Annotated in this window: 18 protein-coding genes and 1 pseudogene; 17 read left to right on the plus strand and 2 right to left on the minus strand. The window is 34.4% G+C overall.

The window, feature by feature from the left end; genetic code table 11:
* Together N0K80_RS00005 and N0K80_RS00010 are read left to right on the plus strand one after the other, a co-directional pair.
* Positions 1 to 181: hypothetical protein (locus N0K80_RS00005; RefSeq protein WP_269023383.1), on the plus strand; the 181-nt coding region annotated here is incomplete at its 5' end.
* A gap of 175 nt (positions 182 to 356) precedes the next feature.
* Complete coding sequence (locus tag N0K80_RS00010) at positions 357 to 2,105, plus strand: MFS transporter (RefSeq protein ID WP_269023384.1); 1,749 nt, start codon at positions 357 to 359, stop codon at positions 2,103 to 2,105.
* A gap of 181 nt (positions 2,106 to 2,286) precedes the next feature.
* Here the strand turns inward: N0K80_RS00010 and N0K80_RS07965 are convergent.
* A pseudogene (locus N0K80_RS07965) lies at positions 2,287 to 2,611 on the minus strand (transposase); the annotation flags it as partial.
* 471 nt (positions 2,612 to 3,082) lie between these two features.
* Here N0K80_RS07965 and N0K80_RS00015 point away from each other — a divergent pair.
* The 15 genes from N0K80_RS00015 (at position 3,083) to N0K80_RS00085 (ending at position 20,866) form a co-directional block, all read left to right on the plus strand.
* A complete protein-coding gene (locus tag N0K80_RS00015) occupies positions 3,083 to 4,063 on the plus strand; it encodes a LacI family DNA-binding transcriptional regulator (RefSeq protein ID WP_269026164.1) in 981 nt (326 codons plus the stop codon).
* A 212-nt stretch (positions 4,064 to 4,275) separates the two neighbouring features.
* Positions 4,276 to 4,533 carry a hypothetical protein gene (locus tag N0K80_RS00020; RefSeq protein ID WP_146342405.1) on the plus strand — a complete coding sequence of 86 codons (258 nt, stop codon included), beginning with the start codon at positions 4,276 to 4,278 and terminating at the stop codon, positions 4,531 to 4,533.
* Between the two features lie 18 nt (positions 4,534 to 4,551).
* Positions 4,552 to 5,298 (plus strand): sugar phosphate isomerase/epimerase family protein, encoded by a 747-nt coding sequence (locus tag N0K80_RS00025; protein WP_269023388.1) that lies wholly within the window; start codon positions 4,552 to 4,554, stop codon positions 5,296 to 5,298.
* 3 nt (positions 5,299 to 5,301) lie between these two features.
* Positions 5,302 to 6,588 carry a gluconate:proton symporter gene (locus N0K80_RS00030; protein WP_146302465.1) on the plus strand — a complete coding sequence of 429 codons (1,287 nt, stop codon included), beginning with the start codon at positions 5,302 to 5,304 and terminating at the stop codon, positions 6,586 to 6,588.
* A gap of 31 nt (positions 6,589 to 6,619) precedes the next feature.
* A complete protein-coding gene (locus N0K80_RS00035) occupies positions 6,620 to 7,579 on the plus strand; it encodes a sugar kinase (RefSeq protein ID WP_269023389.1) in 960 nt (319 codons plus the stop codon).
* A complete protein-coding gene (locus tag N0K80_RS00040; RefSeq protein WP_269023391.1) occupies positions 7,579 to 8,205 on the plus strand; it encodes an orotidine 5'-phosphate decarboxylase / HUMPS family protein in 627 nt (208 codons plus the stop codon). The genes N0K80_RS00035 and N0K80_RS00040 overlap by 1 nt, the downstream gene beginning before the upstream one ends.
* Positions 8,202 to 8,744, plus strand: coding sequence for a 6-phospho-3-hexuloisomerase (hxlB, locus tag N0K80_RS00045; RefSeq protein WP_269023392.1), 543 nt, complete (start codon positions 8,202 to 8,204; stop codon positions 8,742 to 8,744). Before N0K80_RS00040 ends, hxlB begins: the two co-directional genes overlap by 4 nt.
* Before the next feature lie 230 nt (positions 8,745 to 8,974).
* Positions 8,975 to 12,409 carry a CDP-glycerol glycerophosphotransferase family protein gene (locus tag N0K80_RS00050; RefSeq protein ID WP_269023393.1) on the plus strand — a complete coding sequence of 1,145 codons (3,435 nt, stop codon included), beginning with the start codon at positions 8,975 to 8,977 and terminating at the stop codon, positions 12,407 to 12,409.
* A 179-nt stretch (positions 12,410 to 12,588) separates the two neighbouring features.
* Positions 12,589 to 13,701, plus strand: a complete 1,113-nt coding sequence (locus N0K80_RS00055) for an AI-2E family transporter (RefSeq protein WP_146342400.1) — start codon at positions 12,589 to 12,591, stop codon at positions 13,699 to 13,701.
* Between the two features lie 65 nt (positions 13,702 to 13,766).
* Positions 13,767 to 14,159 (plus strand): glycerol-3-phosphate cytidylyltransferase, encoded by a 393-nt coding sequence (tagD, locus tag N0K80_RS00060; RefSeq protein ID WP_057973663.1) that lies wholly within the window; start codon positions 13,767 to 13,769, stop codon positions 14,157 to 14,159.
* A gap of 57 nt (positions 14,160 to 14,216) precedes the next feature.
* A complete protein-coding gene (locus tag N0K80_RS00065; protein ID WP_269023394.1) occupies positions 14,217 to 15,443 on the plus strand; it encodes a CDP-glycerol glycerophosphotransferase family protein in 1,227 nt (408 codons plus the stop codon).
* 166 nt (positions 15,444 to 15,609) lie between these two features.
* Positions 15,610 to 17,064 carry an ATP-binding cassette domain-containing protein gene (locus N0K80_RS00070; protein WP_269023395.1) on the plus strand — a complete coding sequence of 485 codons (1,455 nt, stop codon included), beginning with the start codon at positions 15,610 to 15,612 and terminating at the stop codon, positions 17,062 to 17,064.
* Between the two features lie 24 nt (positions 17,065 to 17,088).
* Entirely contained in the window at positions 17,089 to 17,742 is a 654-nt protein-coding gene (locus N0K80_RS00075; RefSeq protein WP_269023396.1) for a LysM peptidoglycan-binding domain-containing protein, read from the plus strand.
* Between the two features lie 83 nt (positions 17,743 to 17,825).
* Positions 17,826 to 19,166, plus strand: coding sequence for a hemolysin family protein (locus tag N0K80_RS00080; protein ID WP_269023397.1), 1,341 nt, complete (start codon positions 17,826 to 17,828; stop codon positions 19,164 to 19,166).
* A 122-nt stretch (positions 19,167 to 19,288) separates the two neighbouring features.
* Positions 19,289 to 20,866, plus strand: coding sequence for a peptide chain release factor 3 (locus tag N0K80_RS00085; protein WP_057973668.1), 1,578 nt, complete (start codon positions 19,289 to 19,291; stop codon positions 20,864 to 20,866).
* A gap of 46 nt (positions 20,867 to 20,912) precedes the next feature.
* On the opposite strand, the gene N0K80_RS00090 is transcribed toward N0K80_RS00085, so the two are convergent.
* Positions 20,913 to 21,998 carry a MucBP domain-containing protein gene (locus tag N0K80_RS00090; protein ID WP_269023398.1) on the minus strand — a complete coding sequence of 362 codons (1,086 nt, stop codon included), beginning with the start codon at positions 21,996 to 21,998 and terminating at the stop codon, positions 20,913 to 20,915.
* Positions 21,999 to 22,050: the final 52 nt, after the last annotated feature.

Consider the following 22,050-nt stretch of genomic DNA (forward strand, 5'->3'; position numbering starts at 1 on the left):
TAATAATTCTCCAAAGTCAATCAAAGAAGAATCAACTCCGAAAACGGCTAAAGTTGCGGAAAATGTAACAAAAGAGTCTTCATCAGAGGTAGCTAAAGTTGCAGAAAGTACTAATAATCGTACTTCAAGTGTTGCGCAAAGTGTAACAAAAGAGTCGTCTTCAGAACTGGCAGAAAAATAAGAATAATTAGGTTGTCTAGTGAAAAAAGGCAACTGATGAAACCACTACTGAATAAGAGTTATTGAATATTTAGTAATGATCGCATTATTAATAATTCAACTAAAAAGATTAAAGTTATAACGTTAAGTTAACTACTTTGATCTTTTTTTGTTAGAGTAACAGAAAAGGAGTTAGAATGATAAAAGCAAGGTTAAAAGAATTAAAAAAATCATTTATCGTTATATTTTTAGTGAGTTTATTATTAGTAACGCCACAAATATTAAATCATAGTTTAATATTAGGTGCGGATTCTATCTTTCATATGAACCGCATTTATGATACTTATATGCAATTTAAAACTGGAAATTTTAATTATTTTCAAACGAATTATGGATTTATTCAGAGTGGACGAGTGGTTAATGCAGTTTATGGGCCCGGTTTTGCATATATTTTAGGAGTTATTTTATTATCCGTACATAGTTGGTTTAAATTCCAGGTAATTACTTCATTTCTAGGCTTTTTTATTAGTGGTTATTCTATGTACTATTTATCTAGAACAATGAAAGTAAAACGAAATATCGCATTAATGACAGCCGTTCTCTTTATGGGAAGTTTCTGGGGTACAAGTTGGGAAATTAACCAAAATTTCATGACATGGGGAATTATGCTAATGCCTCTAGTTGTTGTCATGGGACTCAGGATGATCGATGCCGATACTGAAAAATTTAAGGTGATTCCGTTAGCATTAATTGTTTCGTTTATGATTCAAGTTCATATGTTGAGCGCGGCGATGTCAGTCGTTGTTTTGGGAATATTTTTTATAATTGCAATAATAAAAAATGATAACAAAATAAATTTATTATTAAAATGTATATTCGCTAGTGTTTTAGCGTTACTTCTTACTTTTAATTTATGGGGATCAATGTTAGAGCTTTTTACATCTAATACTTTATATTCACCATTTGCCGAAGAAGATATGGCCGGCTGGACAATGAATATTTCAACTGGAAATTATGATTACATACATTTAGGTATAGTGATGAGTATCCTTTTTATTGCCCAAATTCTAGTTGTCTTTTCCAGAATTAAAGAGGCGTCATTAGCAAATAAAGTAGTGACGTTTACTGGCGCAGGATTTTTATTACTATCTTCAAACGTATTTCCTTGGAAATTGGTTTCAGAACACTTTCCACAATTACAAACATTTTTACAATTTCCATATCGATTTAATGGGTTTGCAATGGTCTTGCTACTGGCAGGTTTGGGCGTGACGCTTTCCGGTATAACAACTATTTCGATGAAAAAAAACTTAGAAATTGGTCTTATGGTTGGATGTACGTTTGTTTTATACCAAGCATATGACTCATTACAACATACTAATGAGTACTGGAATAGCAATCAACCAATTGTTAAAAAATCAGGACTTACTTATTCTGGACATTATAGTAATAAACAGATTGTTCGTGGCTTTACCAGTTCAGATTTAGGGGTAGGAATAAGTATGGTTAGGAAATCTAATCCCGATTATCTACCTGAATATCATGGTGGAACAAACGATAGTTATGGGACGTATGATAAAAAAATTAATAAGTATGAAGAAAAAATAAGTAAATCCGTTGATAAGGGCACGTTAAAAATTAAATGGACTGCTAAATCAAAAAATGAGACAGTTGAGTTGCCAGTCGTTGTTTATAAAAACTCAAAAGTCTTATTGAATGGAAAAAAACTTACAAAAAAAGATTTAAAACTATCAACTATAGGGACGCCAACGGTTATATCAAGAAAAAAGGGTCAAAACACCCTGAGTCTAAGTTATCGTTCTAAGATTGTTACAAACAAAAGATTAATTGTGGTTGCTTTTGCTTGGATGGTTAGTTTATTGATCGTTTTGATTACTTATTTTAAAACTATCAAAATTAAATTAAGGAATCGACCATCAAAATAAGTTGTAATAAAAAATGGTTTTACCGGTAAGAATAGAGGTTCTTCGTTAACTGTTGTTGGTAAGTAAATTGATAAAGGGGCTGTGACATAAATGGTCTCTGAAAAAGAAGGCTATCTGAAAATCATATTTGGTTTTTCAGATAGCCTTCTTTTTGGTTTTTTAGATAAATTTGTCCTTAGCGCAACAAATTTTAAGATGTTTAAAAACATAATTACAATTCCAGCTTCCTTTGTAACTTTTTCAAGTCCTCATACCGAAAACCGATTAAAATGCAAATAGGCCTTCATTTTTCCAAAAATGGGTTCTACATCAAATTTACGTTGCGTGTAAATTTGACCCGTTTTTAGTTCTGAAAGTAACTTTCGTTCTTTAGCTTTATAATATTCCCAGACTTCATTAACTAAAATTTTACGAATGTTTCCCTTTGGGGTTAACACAGCGGCTTACGGCCGCTAACTCTCGTTGTATCTTTCCGCCACATATTCTTTAAAGTTACGTTTGAAGCCAGCCGTATTTGATTATCTGACCTTCGTTCTTGATTTCGCAGTTAGGACAAGTTTTTGGTTGATGATCAAGAACACCGTTAAACCGGGCGACGTGATCGTTTGAGGTGTAATAATCAATAATCGTTAGATTGTTGTCTTCTATTTCAAGTCAGAATTTAGTATGACTAGACATGCGGAGAGTCCTTCTTTTTTATTGATTTTTCTTTTGAGGGTGGAATGAATAGTGAATTTGGATGAACCCACCCAAAAGTGTTATATCTTTTGGGCCTTTTTTGTCATTAGTATAGAATTAATTATCTCTTACCGACAATAGATATTGTAGACCCATATTTCTTGTGGAATCACCTCTTCTTTTTGTGAACTACTAACTTTTATCTTCTCAGATTGGGAGATATGGTAATATATAAGTACGTTAATTACGGAATAATAATAGGTATGCGAATGAAAATAGCTAAATGAATGGATGGAAAAATGAATACTAAAGCGAATATAAAAGATGTTGCCAGCAAGGCGACCGTGTCTATTGCAACTGTGTCACGGTTTTTGAATGGGAAAACAGAACGTATGTCTAAAGAAACCGCATTGAAAGTTCAGGCCGCAATTAAGGAATTAAATTATGTTCCTAATGACGCCGCACGACAAATGATTACGAAAAAAAGTCGAATGATTGCCACAATTGTGGCAGACGTGGACGACTATTTTGCTACTGAGATGTTTAAGGGAATTAGCTCTATTCTAGATGCTCAAGGTTATACGGCCGTTTTATTTGATTCCGACACTGACAAGAATAGAGAGCAAGGGATACTTAAAATTATTGGTGAAAAATCATTTGACGGTTTAATTATGCAACCGATGCTTAAAACCGAAGCAGATTTAAGAGGTGCAGTCAAAAGAAACCTACCAACAATTATTGTTGATCGGGAGTTATCTAATTCGAATCTAGCCAACGTTGTCACTAATAATTTTGACATTAGCCAACAGGTAACAAAATATTATATGAATCAAGGGTTTGAGCGAGTAATTGTCATAACTGGCGAGTTATCTGGAGTCTCGACTCGGGAAGAACGATACAGCGGAATTAGATCGGTTAGTCCCGATGCCATTTTGATGGAGGTACCAAGTGGAGATACAAAATTAAGTCATACCTATGATAAGCTGAAGAATACATTGATACGCGATGATAAAAGAACCGTTATATTTGCATTGAAAGAGCGCTGGTTATTACACCTTCTGCCCAAAATTATGGCTGACGGATTTATGGTTAACCAACAAGTGGCGGTGACGGGATTTTCCGATACTGAAGTAATTAAAGCTATTAATCCGGGGACGTCATTAATTAATCAAAACCCATTTTTATTGGGTGCTAGCGCAGCAGAATTATTGTTGAATGAATTAAACGGCGAGATAATAACCGAAAATAAAAAAATAATTATTCCTGCTGAATTTAAATAGATAATTGGAAATAGACTTGCCTTTAATGGTAAGTCTATTTTTGTAAAGAAATATAAATCGAAAAAGCTGAAGTGTAAACGGTTACCCATAAATTCGATAATTAAATAATTTTAACCCTTGCATTATTTTAAATAAGTATATATACTATGTCATGTAAACGTTTACCTAATTTATTTAAAGATATAAACACAAACTAATTGGAGGCGCTAAAAATGGATAAAAGAACTTTTTTAGATGTAGATAAATTTGCATTAGGGTTTGCTTCAACAACTGTAGAATCTAAGTTTGAAGACGAAAATATGGTTAAAACGGCAAAAAATTTTCTTGCTGCATACTTAACGGCCTATTACTTAGCGGAAAATTTCAACGAAATTGAACGAGAGAATTTTGATAATAAAAATGAAGAAAAATTCGAAGATATGAATTTTGAAACATTGATGAATCGGGTAAAGAAACTCAATAAATATTAATAGTGGAGGAGAAAAATAATGACAGTTATCTTAAATACGTGGATCTTTGAAAACGATGTAAAAAATGGAGTTAAACAGGACGAACTAATTGATCGCGTTTCAAAATTGGACGTTGATGGTATTGAAGTTAGACGTGAGTATTTTAAAGATTTGGCTGTAGAGTTACCAATTATTGCGAAAAAAGCGATGCAATATAAGTTATTAATCAATTATAGTGTTCCAGATCAAGTTTTTTTAGACGATGGTGTGTTAAATCCTAAACTAGCTATGTATTTTGAAGAAGGATTAATTATGGGCATTAAAAAAATTAAATTCAATATTGGAAATTTTGCGGCATTTACGGGAGATTTAAAGCAGGCTTTCAGCGCACTTCCATTAGATAAGATTACGATGAATGTTGAAAATGATCAAACTGAATTGAGCGGACGTGTTAAAGCGTTGGTAACATTTTTAGAGAGTGCTAAACAACATGATATACCAGTTGGTTATGTTTATGACCTTGGTAACTGGGCATTTACGAAGCAAGATGCACTTAAAAGTGCAGAATCGTTATCACAGTATACGGATTATGTTCATTTAAAAAATGTCATAAATAATGATGGTAATTTAGTAACATCTGCAAACTTAGATGAAGGAATGTTTAATTGGCGTGTTATTTTGAAACATTTACCAAAAAATGTGGCTTTTGCGCTGGAATTCCCAATGGATAATAAAGACCTTATTCAGTCTCAAATCACACTACTAAAAAAAGAAATCGAGGAGTAAATTATGGAAACGCTAATACCGATTCTGTTACTAGTTACTTTCGTTGGCTTCATCGTTTATATTTTAAAGGGTGGAAATATTATGATTGGCTTTTTCGTAATGGCTATTCTATGGTCTGTTATTGGCCAAATTCCATTTGATAAAGCTGTTCAAAAAGTTTTTGCCGAGCCTGCTCTGAACTATGGACCAACTATTATCTATATCGCATTTGGGTCATGGTTTGGTAGGGTTCTAGTCGATAGTGGGATCGCACCCGCAATTTCAGAAGCAACAAAAAAAGTGGGAAAGAAACGTCCCTTGATAGCCGCAATTCTGATTGTTTTCGTTACAGCGTTTATATTTGTAAGCGCATACGGAGTTGGTTCTGTCATTGCTATTGGGGTTATTCTACTCCCAATTATGCTATCTCTTGGTATTCCAAGGGATATCGCCTTGACTGCCTTCGTAATGTCAATTGGCGCACCCATGTATATTAATGTTGTTTTATTCAATCAAATTAAAGCATTTTTTCCGAATGCCATTTACGGCGGTCAATATCTAATATTTGGATGGACCGCAATGGCAGTTCAATTGATTGCCGTTGTTATTTTCCTAGTGCTACATCGTAAGAAGTTTACCCAGGAAAATGTTGATGCCAATCTTAAAATAATTGGTGAAACGCAACAAGATGATGAAAGTCGTCATATTCCTAAAATAGCCTTCATAGCACCAATTATTCCTGTTGTGATGAACATGGTGTTTGGTTGGGATGCCATCCCTGGACTGACATTAGCAACGTTGTTTGCTATTCTTGTGACCGGAAATATGAAAGGGTACAAAAGTTTCGTTCAATTCTTGAATAGTACCATTCAAAAAGCAATTGGTGATATCGCAGGTCTAATTATGTTTTTAATGGCATTAGTTATGTTTGCCGGTGCCGCCCAATTGAATGCCGTTAGATTTCAGTCGATGTTTAGCATGATACTACCCCACAATCATTTGATTTTAGCTATTGTCTTTGGCATATTAGCGCCACTTGCTTTATTTAGAGGCCCCTTACATGTATGGGGCGCTGGTGCTGCGACCGCTGCAGTTCTTTCGGGAACTGGATTGTTCAATGATGCATTTTTATTACCTTTACTTTATGTACCAGCACTTCTTGCAGTTTCAACGGGAATTACACAATCGTGGAATGTTTGGGGACTTGATTATATGAAAGTCCAATCAAAAGATTTATTAAAACGAGGCGTCCCAATTATGTGGTTTGTTTCTATTATTAATGAAGTTTTAGTTTATTACTTTTTCGGTTAAAATAAAAAAGACGTGAAGGGAAGAAAACATAATGAGTGAAGTTATAACAATTGGAGAACCAATTATTACGTTTGCATCAAAAGATATGGATCAAAGTTTGTCGGAATCAGTTAATTATTTAAAAATATTAGGTGGTGCTGAACTAAATGTTGCGATTGGTGTTAAACGGTTGGGGCATGATGTTGAGTATGTATCCCGGGTTGGAACGGAGCCTTTTGGACAATACGCAAAGAGCGTCATTTCTGGACATGGTGTCGGCATTGACTATATCAGTGAAAGTGAAAATCATTGGACTGGTCATCAACTGAAACAACTCGTGTCTACTGGAGATCCTGAGACGTTTAATTATCGTAAAGGATCAGCTGCTGCACATTTAACAAGTGACCGAATCGATGCAATTAATTTGGATGACGTAAAGATTGCGCATATGTCTGGTATTTTCCCCGCTATTTCAGATATCGCCGAAAAAACATTTAGAACTTTGTTAACAAGGCTTGTGGATAACAAAAAATTTATTACGTTTGATCCTAATCTACGACCAACATTGTGGAAAAGTAAGGATTATATGGTTTCAACAGTTAACGAACTGGCAAGTTATGCGGATGTTGTTTTACCGGGAGTCGAAGAAGGTAAAATTCTGATGGGCAGCAATGATCCAGAAGCGATTGCCGACTTTTATTTAAAAGGGGAACGAACAAAGACAGTCATTGTTAAAATAGGAGCAAGCGGTGCTTTTATCAAAAATAAAGATGGAATCACAAAAACAATTAAAGGGTTCAAGGTTGATAAAGTTGTAGATACCGTAGGTGCAGGGGATGGGTTTGCACTAGGTGTTATTACAGCACTATTAGAAAATAAATCAATGGAATCAGCTGTTTTACGAGGAAATGCGGTTGGTGCGCTTCAAGTTCAGACGCCGGGAGATAATGATGGTTACCCAACGCCCGAAGAGTTACAAGAATTTTATAAAAAAGAAGGGGTACAAGAATAATGAAGCTACAAGTTGCAATTGATCGCGTTACGCTAGAAGAGTTTCAGAAAAGTGTTATTAAATTGGACGGTATTGTTGATGTAGTTGAGGTTGGAACTTCTCTAATTAAGGACTATGGCATGGATGCATTAAAATCAATTGTTTCACGCATCAAACAATCGGAAGTTTTATTTGATTTAAAAACGATTGATGAAGGTACTTATGAATTTGAAAAAGGCTTTGCTGCGGGTGCTGATACGTTAACCGTTATGGCAAGTTCATCAATAGATACAATTGAACAAGTTTATGCATTAACGGTTAACCAAGAGAAAAAGATGCTAATAGATTTATTGGCAGTTAACGATGAAAAAATTGAAGAATTACGACAATTTGATAAAGCAATTTTTGGCTTACATTATTCACATGATAATAAGAATCAAGATTTTGACGCGGTTAAAGCTGTTGAACAATTTCATAACAACTTTCCAAATATTAAAAATATTGCGGTTGCCGGTGGTATTGATATTGAACAGGCAAGTAGGTTGGCGAAGCAAGGAATTGTTGAAAGAATTATTGTTGGTGGTAAAATAATGAATAATGAGACACCAGTGGAAATGGCGGAAAAATTTATGGAGGTTATTAAATGAGTTTACTTAATGAAATAATGGATGAAATAAATACGGTTGTTGGGCAGGTTAGTGATAACCAATTAAATGATGCCGAAAAGTTGATTACAAAAGATAAAAGAATTTTCATTTTAGGTGCCGGTCGTTCTGGTCTCATGGCAAAAGGCTTTGCAATGCGCTTAATGCATATTGGCTATACTGTTTTTGTAATTGGTGAAACTATCACACCATCAATCGCAAAAGGGGATGTACTAGTGTCCGTTTCCGGATCTGGAACAACTAAGAGTGTTCTTGAACCAACAGAAAGTGCCAGAAAAATTGGTGTTAAGGTGATTGGACTTACAAGTAATGGAACGTCTCCACTAGCTCAAGTTTCAGATGCGGTGATTGTTGTTCCAGGCGCAACGAAAGCTGATGATAGTGTAAAATCGATTCAATTATTGAGTACATTATTCGATCAAAGTGTGCATATTACGATGGATGCCCTAGTGTTAAAGGTTAGCCGTAGAGATAACGTATCTAACGATCAGGCGAAGGCGACACATAGTAATATGGAATAAAATAAAAACGTCTTACAATTAAGCGATAAAAGAGTAATGCAGACTATGGTCATTTATAGTCTGTATTACTCTTTTATTTTAAAAAAGTTCAGATGAAAAAGTGCATTGACCATTTATTGAGAGCGTTGTGCGAGTGGTTTAAAGGCTCATAAACTGAATTTATTGGAAAGTAAAGTATGATATAATACACACATGTGTAAACTAGAATACGATTTAGGAGAATCCAAAGTATGAATGAAAAAAAGCTTTCAATTGTTGTCCCAATTTATAATATTAGTAATTATCTTGAAGATTGTTTAGAATCCTTTTTGGTTCAAGGAATTGATAATTTTGAGGTTATCATGGTGAATGATGGTTCAACGGATAACTCCGGAGAAATTGCCAAGCGCTATGAGGACAAATACGAAAATTACAAATTATTGGATCAAAAGAATGGTGGATTAGGCTATGCAAGAAACTCTGGAGCCGCAGCTGCAACTGGAGATTACTTAACGTTTGTCGACTCGGATGATATTATCCCGGATAATTCTTACGAAAAAATGTTAAATATTATTGAAAAGTCACATTCTGATTTCATTATTGGAAATGTTGTTCGATTTAATTCTAGAAAAAGTTACGGATCTGTCTTACATAAACGTATTTTTAGGGAAGACATGGTAGGAACTAACATTCATGATACCCCTGAATTAATTAATGATACGACTGCATGGAATAAAGTCTTTAATATCAACTTTTGGCGGGAGAATGATTTTAAATTTCCTGAGGGGATGTTATATGAAGATATTCCAGTCTCCATTCCTGCGCACGCGATGGCCAAAAAAGTGGATATCTTAACGGATATTACTTATAAGTGGCGTGCTCGCGATGCTGGTGATAGTTCAATCACGCAACAAAGAAGTTCTGTTGATAACTTTAGAGATCGTATGAAAGCAATTAATAGTGTTCGCCAATTTTTTGCTAAACAAAATATTTCACAATCTTTAAATGATATTTTTGATTATAAAAATTTTCAATTCGATTTTCCACTTTATATGTACCTCATGAACGATGTTGATGAGGACTACCAAGCAATCTTTTTTAGTACCATTCAAGAGTACTTTCCTAAAATTTCGAAAGAAGTCTTTTTAAAAATTGCTTTAAAAAATAGGATTCAGTACCAATTAATTGTTGAAAATAAAATAGAAGAATTTAAAGATTCTGTTCGAACACTTAAATCAAGTAAATATAAACCAATTAAAACTAATCAAGGATACAGCTATGATTATCCGTATAGAGACGTTTTAGCGACCGATGACCGCTATGTATCGAAGGAAGAATTTCGGGTTAACATGGACATCGAGGAAGCTTATTGGGATAACGGTATGTTTAAGCTTAGCTGGACGACATTCCTATGGGGAATCTCAGAGAAACATAAGAAAGATATTTCAGTTTCAGTTTCATTAGTGAATCATGATGCAACACAGGAAATCGAAATTTTGAACCCTGTTAATATAAAGTTTAATCCGATGATGACATTACGAAAAGGTAGCCTTGGTAAGAAGTATAAAATACCTTATTTAAAAGATAATTATAATTACTCTAAGTTTGAGGTAGTATTACCAATTAGGGAACTAATGCCTCAAATGCAATCCGATGAATCGTATTATGTATCTGTTAAATATAATATTAATGGTGTTATGAAAACAGCCATTTTGAATTCACCTAAGAAAGGTTTATCAACAAAACCCCATTATCAATTGATAGATAATTATGTTCTCACGCCAAGTTATAATATAAGATGGGAACTTGAGTTTAGAAAAAGAGCGGCTTCCATTGTTATTAATAAAGTAAAAGAAATAAGTGACGGCGTTGAATTATCCGGTAAGTGTTTATCATCTGAAAGTAAGTTAATTGCCGAGGATAGTTCGAAAAATAGTGTATTTGAAATGGATGTTGAACCCAATACTAATGGTGAATTTAAAGCAATCTTCATGAAAGAACAAATTCATGAATTAGATTCTACTAAATTATATGTCTATTCAGGCACGGGTGATTTAGTTTCGCTTGATTCAAGGTTAATTAATCAGGTTTATGATATTTCAGGCAAACAATTATCCATCTACAATACTTTGGAAGGTGGATTAGTATTGTCCATTGATCAGCCACAATTTATTGTTGAAAAAGTTGAAGTAATTAAAAAAAGTTTTTCAATCAACGTTCTGTACATGGATGCCATGGATGTTATAAAATCGAAAGACTCAGTGGAACTGTTATTTGCAGGAAAAAATGATCATTTTAGCGTTAAAGCAAATGATTTAAAAATTGATGGGACGTCAAAGAAATTAGCGTTTACAATAGATCCTGACACTATGTTTAAAACCTTTGATAATTATTTCGCAATTACAATTAATGTGAATGATAATGAGGAAGAACTCTATGTATTTAGAAAAACGCTAGATGAATTACGAATTAAAGACAGTAAAAGACAATATATCATTAAATATAGCTTTAACAACTCGACAATCTACATTAAAATTAAACAGTCATGGGGCAAGTTAGATAATAGTCCAAGAAAACAACTGCTAATCGCTAAAGTTATTTATCCATTGATGAGATTATTACCCATCCAGAAAAAAACGGCCGTATATGAATCTTTCTGGGGTAGAGAATTCAGCGATAATCCTAAAGCAATTTTAGAGTACGTTCAAGCTAATCGTCCGGACATAAAAAATGTTGTTTTTGTAAAGAATGTGTTGAAGGACTTCAGCGATATTAACGCAAAAGTTTATCGTAAAAATTCGTTTATGTACTTTTATACATTAGCGCGTGGAAAATATTTCTTTAACAATGTTAATTTCCCCAACCATTATGACAAACGTAAAAATGCAGTAGAAGTCCAAACAATGCATGGGACACCGCTTAAAAAACTTGGCTTTGATAATCCTGGGGAAATTAAAGATTCTGCAAGAGAAGGTTTTATTGAACGTAATTCTCGATGGGATTATTTAACAGTTCCAAGTGATTATGTAGCTGATATTGCTAAATCTGCCTACTTATTTGATAAAACATTTTTAGATGTAGGTTACCCAAGAAATGATAGTTTATTTATACCGATAACCCAGAACGAAAAGAATGATATTTTAAAAAAATATGGGTTACCGTTAGATAAAAAGATTATTTTTTATGCGCCTACTTGGCGTTCTAAAGGTAAATATGCAATGCCTATAGACTTAAACGAGCTAAAAGAACAATTTTCAGATGAGTATGTTTTTGTCATTAAGTTGCATCATTTTTCAATCCCTAGTTACTCGTTAGAAGGTCTTGAGGATTTTGCAATCGATTTATCAAATAATAGTGATATTAGAGACTTATATAAAGTTTCTGATATGATGATTACGGATTATTCATCTGTAATGTTTGATTATGCGCTTTTAAGAAAGCCTATGCTTTTCTACGCATATGATTACGATAATTACAAAGATAATCTAAGAGAACTATACTTTGATTTCGAGGAAGAGGCTCCTGGTGCATTCATTAGGAATACCGACGCCCTTATTGGGGAAATTAACGATATTGATCGTTATTTTGATAAATATAAGAATAAAATTGAAACCTTTGACGAAAAGTTCATTCAATATGATAAAGGAACGGCGTCTGAACAGGTTGTTAAGAGAATTATAAAATAGGTGTTTAGTAGCTACTTCTAAAGAAAAATTAAGTATTTTTAGACATGAGGGAACTCCTTTCTTTAGGCTGTCAGTTGGCGACGGGAAAGTGGGGTTCTCTTTTTGTATGGGGCCCTTAATTTACTGCTAAACAGTGATATTATTATGAGATAGTTAGATACGACTAAAGGGGAATTTATATGTTAAATCGGTTAAAAAATTCAAGATTAATGTTTTGGTCGCTCGAGTTATTAATTCTTGCTGCCTTGGTGTGGACCTGTACTAAAATTAGTTTTTTATTCAGTCCTATAGGAATATTTATTTCGACACTTTTTGTGCCAATTATCATATCCGGATTTTTATTTTACTTATTTAATCCAGTTATTAAGTTTTTAATGAAAGTTAAAATTAAAAAATTTAGTATCTCTAGGACTGGGGCGGTAGCGATTCTTTTTCTATTTTTAGCTATCGTTCTGGTTGCACTAGTTGGTTATCTGATTCCTAGATTAATGACTCAGTTGGGTCAGTTAGTGACGAATATACCAGGTTATGCGAAGGCAGTTACTGATTCGTCAACGGATACTTTTAATCACTTGAACAATTATGCTTGGTTCAAAGAAATTGATTTTAATAGTTACCTGAAACAATTTGAGAATTCTATGGGTACTTATTTCCAATCAATTGCTACAAACTTAACAAACTCTATTGGGTCAATGATTGGCGTTGCAACTACTGTAACGATTGTTGCACTTACGGTACCTGTTATGTTGTTCTACATGTTGAAGGACGGTCAGAAATTAGTACCAACTCTTAAAAAACTTGTTCCAGAAAAACATGGTGATGAACTTGTTGAACTATTAGGACGGATGGGTGATACGATATCTGCATATATTGGTGGTCAAGCAATTGAGTGTCTTTTTGTCGGCGTATTTACCGCGATTGGATATTCAATTATTGGGATGCCATATATTTTATTATTGGGCGTTATGGCGGGGCTTGCTAACGTCATTCCGTATATCGGACCTTATATTGGGATTTTCCCCGCATTGATTATTGCGGTGACACAGTCAACTCAAATGATTGTCTTTGTTATTATTGTTGTACTAATCGTGCAACAAATTGATGGCAACTTTGTATACCCTAACGTTATTGGGAAGTCCTTAAATATTCACCCTTTGACAATTATTGTGTTATTGTTAGTTGCGGGCAATATAGCCGGATTGCCGGGCATGATATTAGGTATTCCATTATATGCGGTTATAAAAGTAGTTGTTCAATACTTTTTTGAAATTAGACGATTACAAGAAAAATAAGACAGACACCGGTTACGATTGTATGCTAAAATGAATTATTATTAATACCGACGAGGGAGAACAATATGAAAAAAGTAATTACTTACGGAACCTTTGATTTGTTACACAAGGGACATGTGCGAATTTTACAACGTGCTAAAGCAATGGGTGATCATTTAACAGTATGTATCTCAACGGATGAGTTTAACGCAATTAAAGGCAAAAAAGCTTACACGTCATATGAAGATCGTAAATTTATTTTAGAAGCAATCAAGTACGTAGATGAAGTGATTCCAGAAACTGAATGGGATCAAAAAATTGGTGATGTCGTTGATAATCATATTGATACATTCGTCATGGGTGACGATTGGAAAGGTAAATTTGACTTTTTAAGTGATTATTGTGAAGTTGTTTATTTACCAAGAACAGATGGTATCTCAACGACTAAAATCAAGAAAGATCTGGGCATGAATCTATAAAAAAAGACGTAAAATATGAAAATATTTTGCGTCTTTTTAGCGAAAGGAATTAAAAAAATGCATAAAATAAAGGTAATTTTTAAGAAAGTCGTCAATAAAAATATTATTAAGCGAATCGGTCGTCAAGTTTTAATAATGTTGAATGATATTATGATTAAATTTCCTATTAAAAAAAATCAAATTATATTTGAAAGTTTTAACGGACGAGATATTAATGATAATCCAATGGCTATTTATAAACAGGTTAAAGATGACTTAGGTAAGGAAATAGATGGTCTTTATTTTAGTGTTAAACCTGGTGTCTATCAAACTTTGAAAGAACAATATCCAGATATTAAGTTGCTGAAACGATTTGGTGTTAAGTGGACCGTTAAAATGGCGAGAGCAGATTTTTGGGTCATTAATTCGAGATTACCAATCTGGTGGTTAAAGAATAAAAAAACGACGTATATTCAAACGTGGCATGGTACGCCGTTAAAACATCTGGCTCTTGATATGGATAATGTGACGATGCCAGGGACAACGACCAAAAAGTACCATGATAATTTTAAAATTGAAACGGCCCGTTGGGATTATTTAATTGCGCCTAATCAATATTCAAAAATAATTTTTGAACGTGCATTTGCATTTAAAAATAAATCATTGGACATTGGCTATCCGAGGAACGATATCTTGTACACTCACAATAACGAAAAAGAGATTAAAGCTCTGAAAAAAAATTATTTAGGAAATGAAAACGCGAAAGTGATACTTTATGCGCCTACATGGCGTGACGATAGTTTCTACCGTGAAGGTGTCTATAAATTTAAATTAGCTTTTTCGTTTGAAGAATTCTTTAAACATGTGTCTGATGATACGATTTTAATTATGCGCCCACATTATTTGGTCAAGAATAGTATTGATATCAGTGGGTTTGAAGACCGTGTCAAGATTATGGCGGATGAAAACATTACCGAGTTGTACCTAATGAGTGATATGTTGATAACTGATTATTCTTCAGTTATGTTTGATTTTGCTAATTTAAATCGTCCGATGTTGTTTTATTGTTATGATTTGGATCATTATCGTGACGAACTTCGAGGATTCTATCTTGATTTTGAATCGGAGGCGCCAGGACCAGTCATTCAGACAGAGGATAATTTCTACAAACAATTAGATGTCTATACCGAAAATAACCAATATCCTGGTTACGAAAAACGATTTAAAGCATTTCAAGATAAGTTTATTGAGTGGGATGATGGTCAGGCTTCACAAAAAGTTTCTGATATTATTTTAGGAAAGTAAGTATGTTCATCCAAAATGGAGAACATGCTTTTTATTTTTTTAAAATATAATGACCAATAGACCGGATAAGATGTTAATTTTTGGTGATTAATGGTAAAATTATATAAGCATAATTGTATACAGGTTGTTGTGAAACAAAATAATTGAGTGACTTAATGGTGGTAAAATGGAAGACTATAAAATTCGATTAGAGTACGTTACAAAAGGTATTAAAAGTAAGAAAAATCGAAAAGTAGATAAAGATTCGAAAGACGTTTATTGGGCTTTAAGGGGAATCTCTTTCGATATTTATCGTGGCGAATTTTTTGGTATTATTGGAATGGGTGGTTCGGGGAAATCTACCTTATCTGAAATTCTTGCCGGAAAAGCAAAACAAACGACAGGATTTCTAACAATGGCCGGACATACGACAATTGTATCGTATGAAACCCAACTGAGACGGGATAAGACGGCTGTTCAGAATATTCAAGATGCAATTACAGACTCAAGTATTGATTATAAAAATAGTGATCAAACACTAAGTAACGTTTTGAAATTTGCTGATTTGGGTGTCTTAAAAGAAAGCAAGATTGAAGACTATTCACCTGATATGCGTGCGCGAGTTGAATTGGCGATGGCCTTTTTTATTGAACCCGACATTATTATTTTGGATGGCGTTTTATCAGCACTTGATGATATTTTTTATCAGAAAACTGTTGATAAAATTAAAAGTTTACAAACTGAAGGTAAGACGTTTGTCCTTGCCAGCCAAGATTTACAACAAATGGAATTTTTAACGAATAGAATTGCATGGATCCAGAATGGTCAACTAATGGATATTGGCGAATCAGAAAATGTTGTTATGAGTTATTTGGATTTCGTTGCCTGGTATGACGGATTAACTGACGAAAAACGAACTAAATATGATAAAGAACGTGATGCTGAACGTAAATCGTTTAATGTAGAAGCGTTGTATACACAGTATAAAGAAACTCACTTTGATCCTGATATGCCCCGTTCGGTTGAATTGCGGCGTCGAGAAGCATTTTATAATGGACAAGCGTTTGATAATGCAAAATATGAATCAAAAAAGAAAAAGAAGAAAAGCCATAGTAAATTGGCTTTAGTATTGATCGGTATCCTAATTTTGGCTGTTGCGGGGACAGTTTCCGCAAAATATATCCAAACGAATAATGCTAAACAAGAGGCCATATCGGTTGATAGTCGGCAAAGATCCTCTAGTAAGGTAAAAGAATTAGCCATTGCCAAGTCAATTAGTGCGTCCGATGTATCAAAAAAAGGGGCGGATTCTTCTAAAAAAAATGCCTCAAGTAAAGCGGCCAGTAGTTCTTCGGTGAAACAAAAGAACGAGTCTATTGCTCGGGCCGAGGCAGCAAGGGTGTCTGAAGCGGCTAAGGTGTCATCAGAAGAGGCAGCTAGTTCTGAGTCTGCAAAAAAGGAAAGCTCTGAGAAGAAAGAAAGTATCAGTAAAATTGATACAAAAACGGTTGAAATTGGCGATGGCGATAGCTTATCAAGTATTGCAACTGATAATGATACAACTAGTGATAAATTAATGGATATTAATAGCTTGTCGTCAAATCTTTTACACATAGGTCAAAAAATAAAAGTGCCTAAATAAATATGAGTTAACTCGGAGGAAGTTATGAAATTAAGAACTAAAGTAATTGTTAGTATTGTTGTAGTTGTGTGTGTTGGTGGTGGGACAATCTTAGCCAGTACAAAATCTGGTCGAGATATGGTCGAATGGGTAGCTAGTCGCGGTCAGGTTGGGTCGGAATCTCAACAAAAAAAGGAATACGCCGAACAACAAAAATTAGCCGAGGCAAAATACGGAGAAGATAAGAAAAGCTCTAGTTCAGAATCTAAAAAAGAAAAACCCAAAAAGAAAAAAGCCGAATCAAAAGAAAGTAAAAAATCATCAACAAAAACGTCTTCGTCATCATCTAGTTCTGATATTGATACGGATACAATAACAGTCGTTTATGGTGATTCATTGTCATCTATTGCGGCTAATCATGGTATGTCGGTGAAGTCGTTGGTATCATTGAATGATATGGAAAATACGACATTAAGACCCGGTCAAGTACTTAAAGTTGTTGCTGGAAGTGGCCGTGCGTACGCGTCGAGCTCAAGTTCTGACACAACGAGTTCAGATAATACGACAAGTTCAGATACAAACACGGAAACAGAAACATATTCTAATACAAGATCTGATAACACAACAACGAGTTCAGATTCGAACTCAACGTCAGATACATCAAGTTCAAGTAGCGACACGACAACTGATAATCAATAAGTATTTCGGGTGTTAGTTATTAATTAGTGTATACTATTCGGTAACTTAAAAATAAATGTAAATGAATTGGAGCGGATGAGTAAATGAGTTCAGATCCTGGTCACGAATTGCTGCTGCAGCTGTTATTATTAGTCATATTAACGTTAATTAATGCCTATTTTTCAGCTGCAGAGTTAGCAGTAGTTTCAGTAAATCGTAATAAAATTGAAGCAGAAGCAAAGGCCGGAGATAAAGGTGCAATAAGAATTCTCGGTATCTTGAATAATTCAACGTCATTTTTATCAACTATTCAAATCAGCATTACTTTTGCTGGTTTCTTGTCTTCAGCTTTTGCCGCAACGGCTTTGGCAAAATATGTTGAACCGTTGTTTGGAAATGCAGTTTGGGCACATGATGTTGCCGTGGTGGTTGTGACATTAATTTTGTCTTATTTTTCACTTGTTTTAGGCGAGTTATATCCTAAACAATTGGCATTACAAATGCCGGACAAAATTGCTAGAGCAACGACCGGACCTATTCAAGTGATTGCGGTTGTATTCAAACCATTTAACTGGTTATTGTCAATCTCACTCCTTACCTTAGAAAAAATAACACCGATTAAGTTTAATAAAAATGATACCGAAGTTATTAGCCGACAAGAAATAGTGCATATGATTCAAACAGGTGAAGAACGCGGTGCCATTGATTCAGATGAATATGAGATGATGGAAGGGGTAATTTCGTTACATACGAAGTTGGCCAGGGAAGTCATGGTTGCTAGAACGGATGCATTTATGATCGATTTACAAAATGATAACGATCGAAATATCGATGCTATTTTAAATCAACCATTTTCCCGTGTTCCTGTTTATAGTGATGACAAAGATAATGTCGTCGGAGTCGTTCATATTAAAAACCTACTCAAATCGGCTAGAGAGCATGGATTTGAGCGGATTACATTACGTCAAATTATGCAGGAACCAATGTTTATTCCAGAAACAATGGCTGTCGATGATTTATTATTTGAAATGAAGAAGACACACACGCAATTGGCTGTTTTACTGGATGAATATGGTGGAGTTGTTGGATTAGTAACAATTGAAGATTTAATTGAAGAGATTGTTGGCGATATCGATGATGAATCTGATAGTCCCGATAATACATTGAGAAAAATCAATGCCCACGAGTACATTGTACAAGGACGTATGACGCTTGATGATTTTAATGATGAATTCAATTGCGATATTCATATGAAAGATGCAGATACAATCGCTGGATTTGTTCTAACCGAGTTAGGTCGAATTCCGGATGACAATGAACAGCTGCAAGTTACTCTTGATAATGGGTTAATTCTTGAAACGGAAAAGATGGATGGTTCCCGATTAGTGGAACTTAAAGTAATTATTCCAACGGCCGTTTCAACGGATGAACCAAAAGATAAATAATAAACAGTCAGATAATAAGGTTGGCAGAACTCCGAAGGCTCTGTTGACCTTATTTATTTTTCGTCGAAGTTCATTATCATTTATGATAAACTATAAGTAATATGTTTTAGAGAGGACAAAAAATGAATACAGAAGAATTAGAAACTCAAGTAAAAAAACGCCGAACATTCGCGATTATTTCTCATCCCGATGCCGGTAAAACAACGATTACTGAACAATTACTTTTATTTGGTGGGGTAGTTCGTTCTGCCGGAACCGTTAAAGGTAAAAAATCAGGTACTTTCGCAAAATCCGATTGGATGGAAATTGAAAAGAAACGTGGAATCTCTGTTACGAGTTCAGTGATGCAATTTGATTACGACGATAAACGCGTTAATATTTTGGATACACCCGGACATGAAGATTTCTCAGAAGATACGTACCGAACATTGATGGCCGTCGATTCAGCAGTCATGGTAATTGATTCTGCTAAAGGGATTGAACCCCAAACAAAGAAATTATTCCAAATCTGTAAAATGCGTGGTATTCCTATTTTTACGTTTATTAATAAAATGGATCGTGATGGCCGCGAACCACTTGATTTGATGGCCGAATTAGAAGAAGTCTTGGGTGTAGAATCTTACCCAATGAACTGGCCAATTGGAATGGGTAAAGGATTAAAAGGATTATATGATATTTATAATCACCGAATTGAACTTTACCAAAAAGAAGATAAAGGCATTAATTATGTCGATTTAAATGATGCCGGCGAAATTGAAGGCGATCATCCTTTAAAAGAAGATAGTATCTATCAAGAAGTGTTAGATGAAGTGGAATTATTAGGCGATGCTGGTAATACCTTTGATGAAGCTAAAATTGCAACAGGGGACTTAACACCCGTCTTCTTTGGTTCAGCTTTAACTAACTTTGGGGTTAAAACTTTCTTAGATATTTACCTAAACTATGCGCCAGCACCACAAGAACATAAAACAATAGAAGAAACATTGATTGAACCTACTAATGAGCATTTTTCCGGATTCGTTTTCAAAATCCAAGCTAATATGAATCCTAATCATCGTGATCGAATCGCATTTATTCGGATTTGTTCAGGTGAATTTGAACGTGGAATGGATGTTAAGTTAGCACGAACTGAAAAGAAAATGCGCTTATCAAATTCAACTCAATTTATGGCTGATTCACGTGAGGTTTTAGAATCAGCTGTGGCAGGTGATATTATTGGGTTATATGATACGGGCAATTTTCAAATTGGCGATACGATTAGTAACTTGAAAAAGCCAATTACGTTTGAAAAATTACCTCAATTTACGCCTGAATTGTTTATGAGTGTCAATGCTAAGAATGTGATGAAACAAAAATCGTTCCATAAAGGCATTCAACAATTGGTTCAAGAAGGTGCCGTGCAGTTGTACAGAAGTTATAATACTGGTGATTATATTCTTGGTGCCGTTGGTCAACTTCAATTTGAAGTATTCCAATTCCGAATGTTAAACGAATATAACTCAGAAGTTATCATGACACCAATGGGATCTAAAACTGCCCGTTGGATTGATCCTGAGCAATTAGACGAAAAAATGTCGAGTTCTCGTAACTTACTTGTTAAAGATCGACAAGACTTACCATTATTCTTATTCGAAAATGCATTCGCAGAACGATGGTTCGCTGATAAATATCCAGATGTTAAATTAACTTCAAAATTATAAAATAAAGAGGTATACCAGTAATTTGGTATACCTCTTTTGTCATTTATTAGTTCAATGAATAAGGAATTTTAATATAAACTTCATTAATAAAACCGCCATCTTTTAATTCAAACCAAACGGTACTAGTTGGTGATTCTAATTCGTTGATGAGGATAACCTGTGTATTATCCATCAAGCGACGTAATTTTTTGCCATTTGGTTCGGCAAAGATAGTAACAGATTTACCGGGAATGTAATCAATTAGGGCAGGGCGGTTAATCTTCTTTTTTGTAAAGTTATCACTTTCTTTTTCAGGTAGTAGAGCATATTCTGGCTGATCAACGAGATGTACATTCGATGTATTTTCCAACCATTGATTACCACCCATGCCGTACCAAATGGTGCCGGAGTTAGTTTCAATTTTCTCGAATACTTGTAAAATACCGCCTGCGGGTAGAAAAGCAGAATAGAAGTTACCGTCAGGTAAGTCGTAACAACGGGTGCGTTCCGTAATTTGAATAAAGGCATCAATTTTATCGACCGTTCGCCAATTGAGATTACGGTAATAGTAGTAGATAGTTTGTTGCTCTTCCGTAAATGTGCCGTAACTTGTTTTTGAGGCGCGTAATAAGTTGAACCCGGGAATGTTTATTGGATCATATGTAAATGGTTCATGTAAATGGCCTCGTAATAAAGTTGGCGAACCAATGAGATAACCACCGTCGATATCTTGATTATAAATCCAAACGGCAGCACCATGTTTCTTTTCGTAACTTAAAATAATGGCGCCATAACTTTCAACAAAGGTACTGGTAAAACCCGAGATGCCAACTAAATTATAATCATTAATTGGTTCAAATTGAATTCTTAAGTCACTACCTTTTGTCCCACTGATTATTTGGGGGCGTAATAAATCATCATTATTTTGGTTCTTATAATAAATAATCATTGTCGCATCTGAAACAGACGCTGGTAAAAAAGTCTGCTCTTCAACAACTTCGTGCCTTTTTGGCTTAATAGTTTCCTGTTTATGAGTCATTTTAGGATTAAATGTGAATTGGATATCGGTAGTGGAATCGGGTTGTTCAGTTTTTGTGAAAACTGACAACACATTCCGGAAGAAATCTCTTAAGGCGATTTTAAACAGCTCCATTCGTTATCTAATACCATAATTATAACCTAAAAAACGTGATTATTGGAAAAAA

The sequence above is a fragment of the Dellaglioa carnosa genome, from assembly GCF_026948345.1.
GTDB classification, from domain to species: Bacteria; Bacillota; Bacilli; order Lactobacillales; family Lactobacillaceae; genus Dellaglioa; species Dellaglioa algida.

Excerpts from the sequence above, each read along its gene's own strand:
- N0K80_RS00025 (WP_269023388.1), top strand. The coding sequence starts at position 4,552 with ATGACAGTTATCTTAAATACGTGGATCTTTGAAAACGATGTAAAAAAT.
- N0K80_RS00080 (WP_269023397.1), top strand. The coding sequence starts at position 17,826 with ATGAGTTCAGATCCTGGTCACGAATTGCTGCTGCAGCTGTTATTATTA.
- N0K80_RS00065 (WP_269023394.1), top strand. The coding sequence starts at position 14,217 with ATGCATAAAATAAAGGTAATTTTTAAGAAAGTCGTCAATAAAAATATT.
- N0K80_RS00030 (WP_146302465.1), top strand. The coding sequence starts at position 5,302 with ATGGAAACGCTAATACCGATTCTGTTACTAGTTACTTTCGTTGGCTTC.
- N0K80_RS00075 (WP_269023396.1), top strand. The coding sequence starts at position 17,089 with ATGAAATTAAGAACTAAAGTAATTGTTAGTATTGTTGTAGTTGTGTGT.
- N0K80_RS00090 (WP_269023398.1), bottom strand. The coding sequence starts at position 21,998 with ATGGAGCTGTTTAAAATCGCCTTAAGAGATTTCTTCCGGAATGTGTTG.
- N0K80_RS00050 (WP_269023393.1), top strand. The coding sequence starts at position 8,975 with ATGAATGAAAAAAAGCTTTCAATTGTTGTCCCAATTTATAATATTAGT.
- N0K80_RS00040 (WP_269023391.1), top strand. The coding sequence starts at position 7,579 with ATGAAGCTACAAGTTGCAATTGATCGCGTTACGCTAGAAGAGTTTCAG.
- N0K80_RS00070 (WP_269023395.1), top strand. The coding sequence starts at position 15,610 with ATGGAAGACTATAAAATTCGATTAGAGTACGTTACAAAAGGTATTAAA.
- N0K80_RS00020 (WP_146342405.1), top strand. The coding sequence starts at position 4,276 with ATGGATAAAAGAACTTTTTTAGATGTAGATAAATTTGCATTAGGGTTT.
- N0K80_RS00085 (WP_057973668.1), top strand. The coding sequence starts at position 19,289 with ATGAATACAGAAGAATTAGAAACTCAAGTAAAAAAACGCCGAACATTC.
- N0K80_RS00015 (WP_269026164.1), top strand. The coding sequence starts at position 3,083 with ATGAATACTAAAGCGAATATAAAAGATGTTGCCAGCAAGGCGACCGTG.
- N0K80_RS00055 (WP_146342400.1), top strand. The coding sequence starts at position 12,589 with ATGTTAAATCGGTTAAAAAATTCAAGATTAATGTTTTGGTCGCTCGAG.
- tagD (WP_057973663.1), top strand. The coding sequence starts at position 13,767 with ATGAAAAAAGTAATTACTTACGGAACCTTTGATTTGTTACACAAGGGA.
- hxlB (WP_269023392.1), top strand. The coding sequence starts at position 8,202 with ATGAGTTTACTTAATGAAATAATGGATGAAATAAATACGGTTGTTGGG.
- N0K80_RS00035 (WP_269023389.1), top strand. The coding sequence starts at position 6,620 with ATGAGTGAAGTTATAACAATTGGAGAACCAATTATTACGTTTGCATCA.
- N0K80_RS00010 (WP_269023384.1), top strand. The coding sequence starts at position 357 with ATGATAAAAGCAAGGTTAAAAGAATTAAAAAAATCATTTATCGTTATA.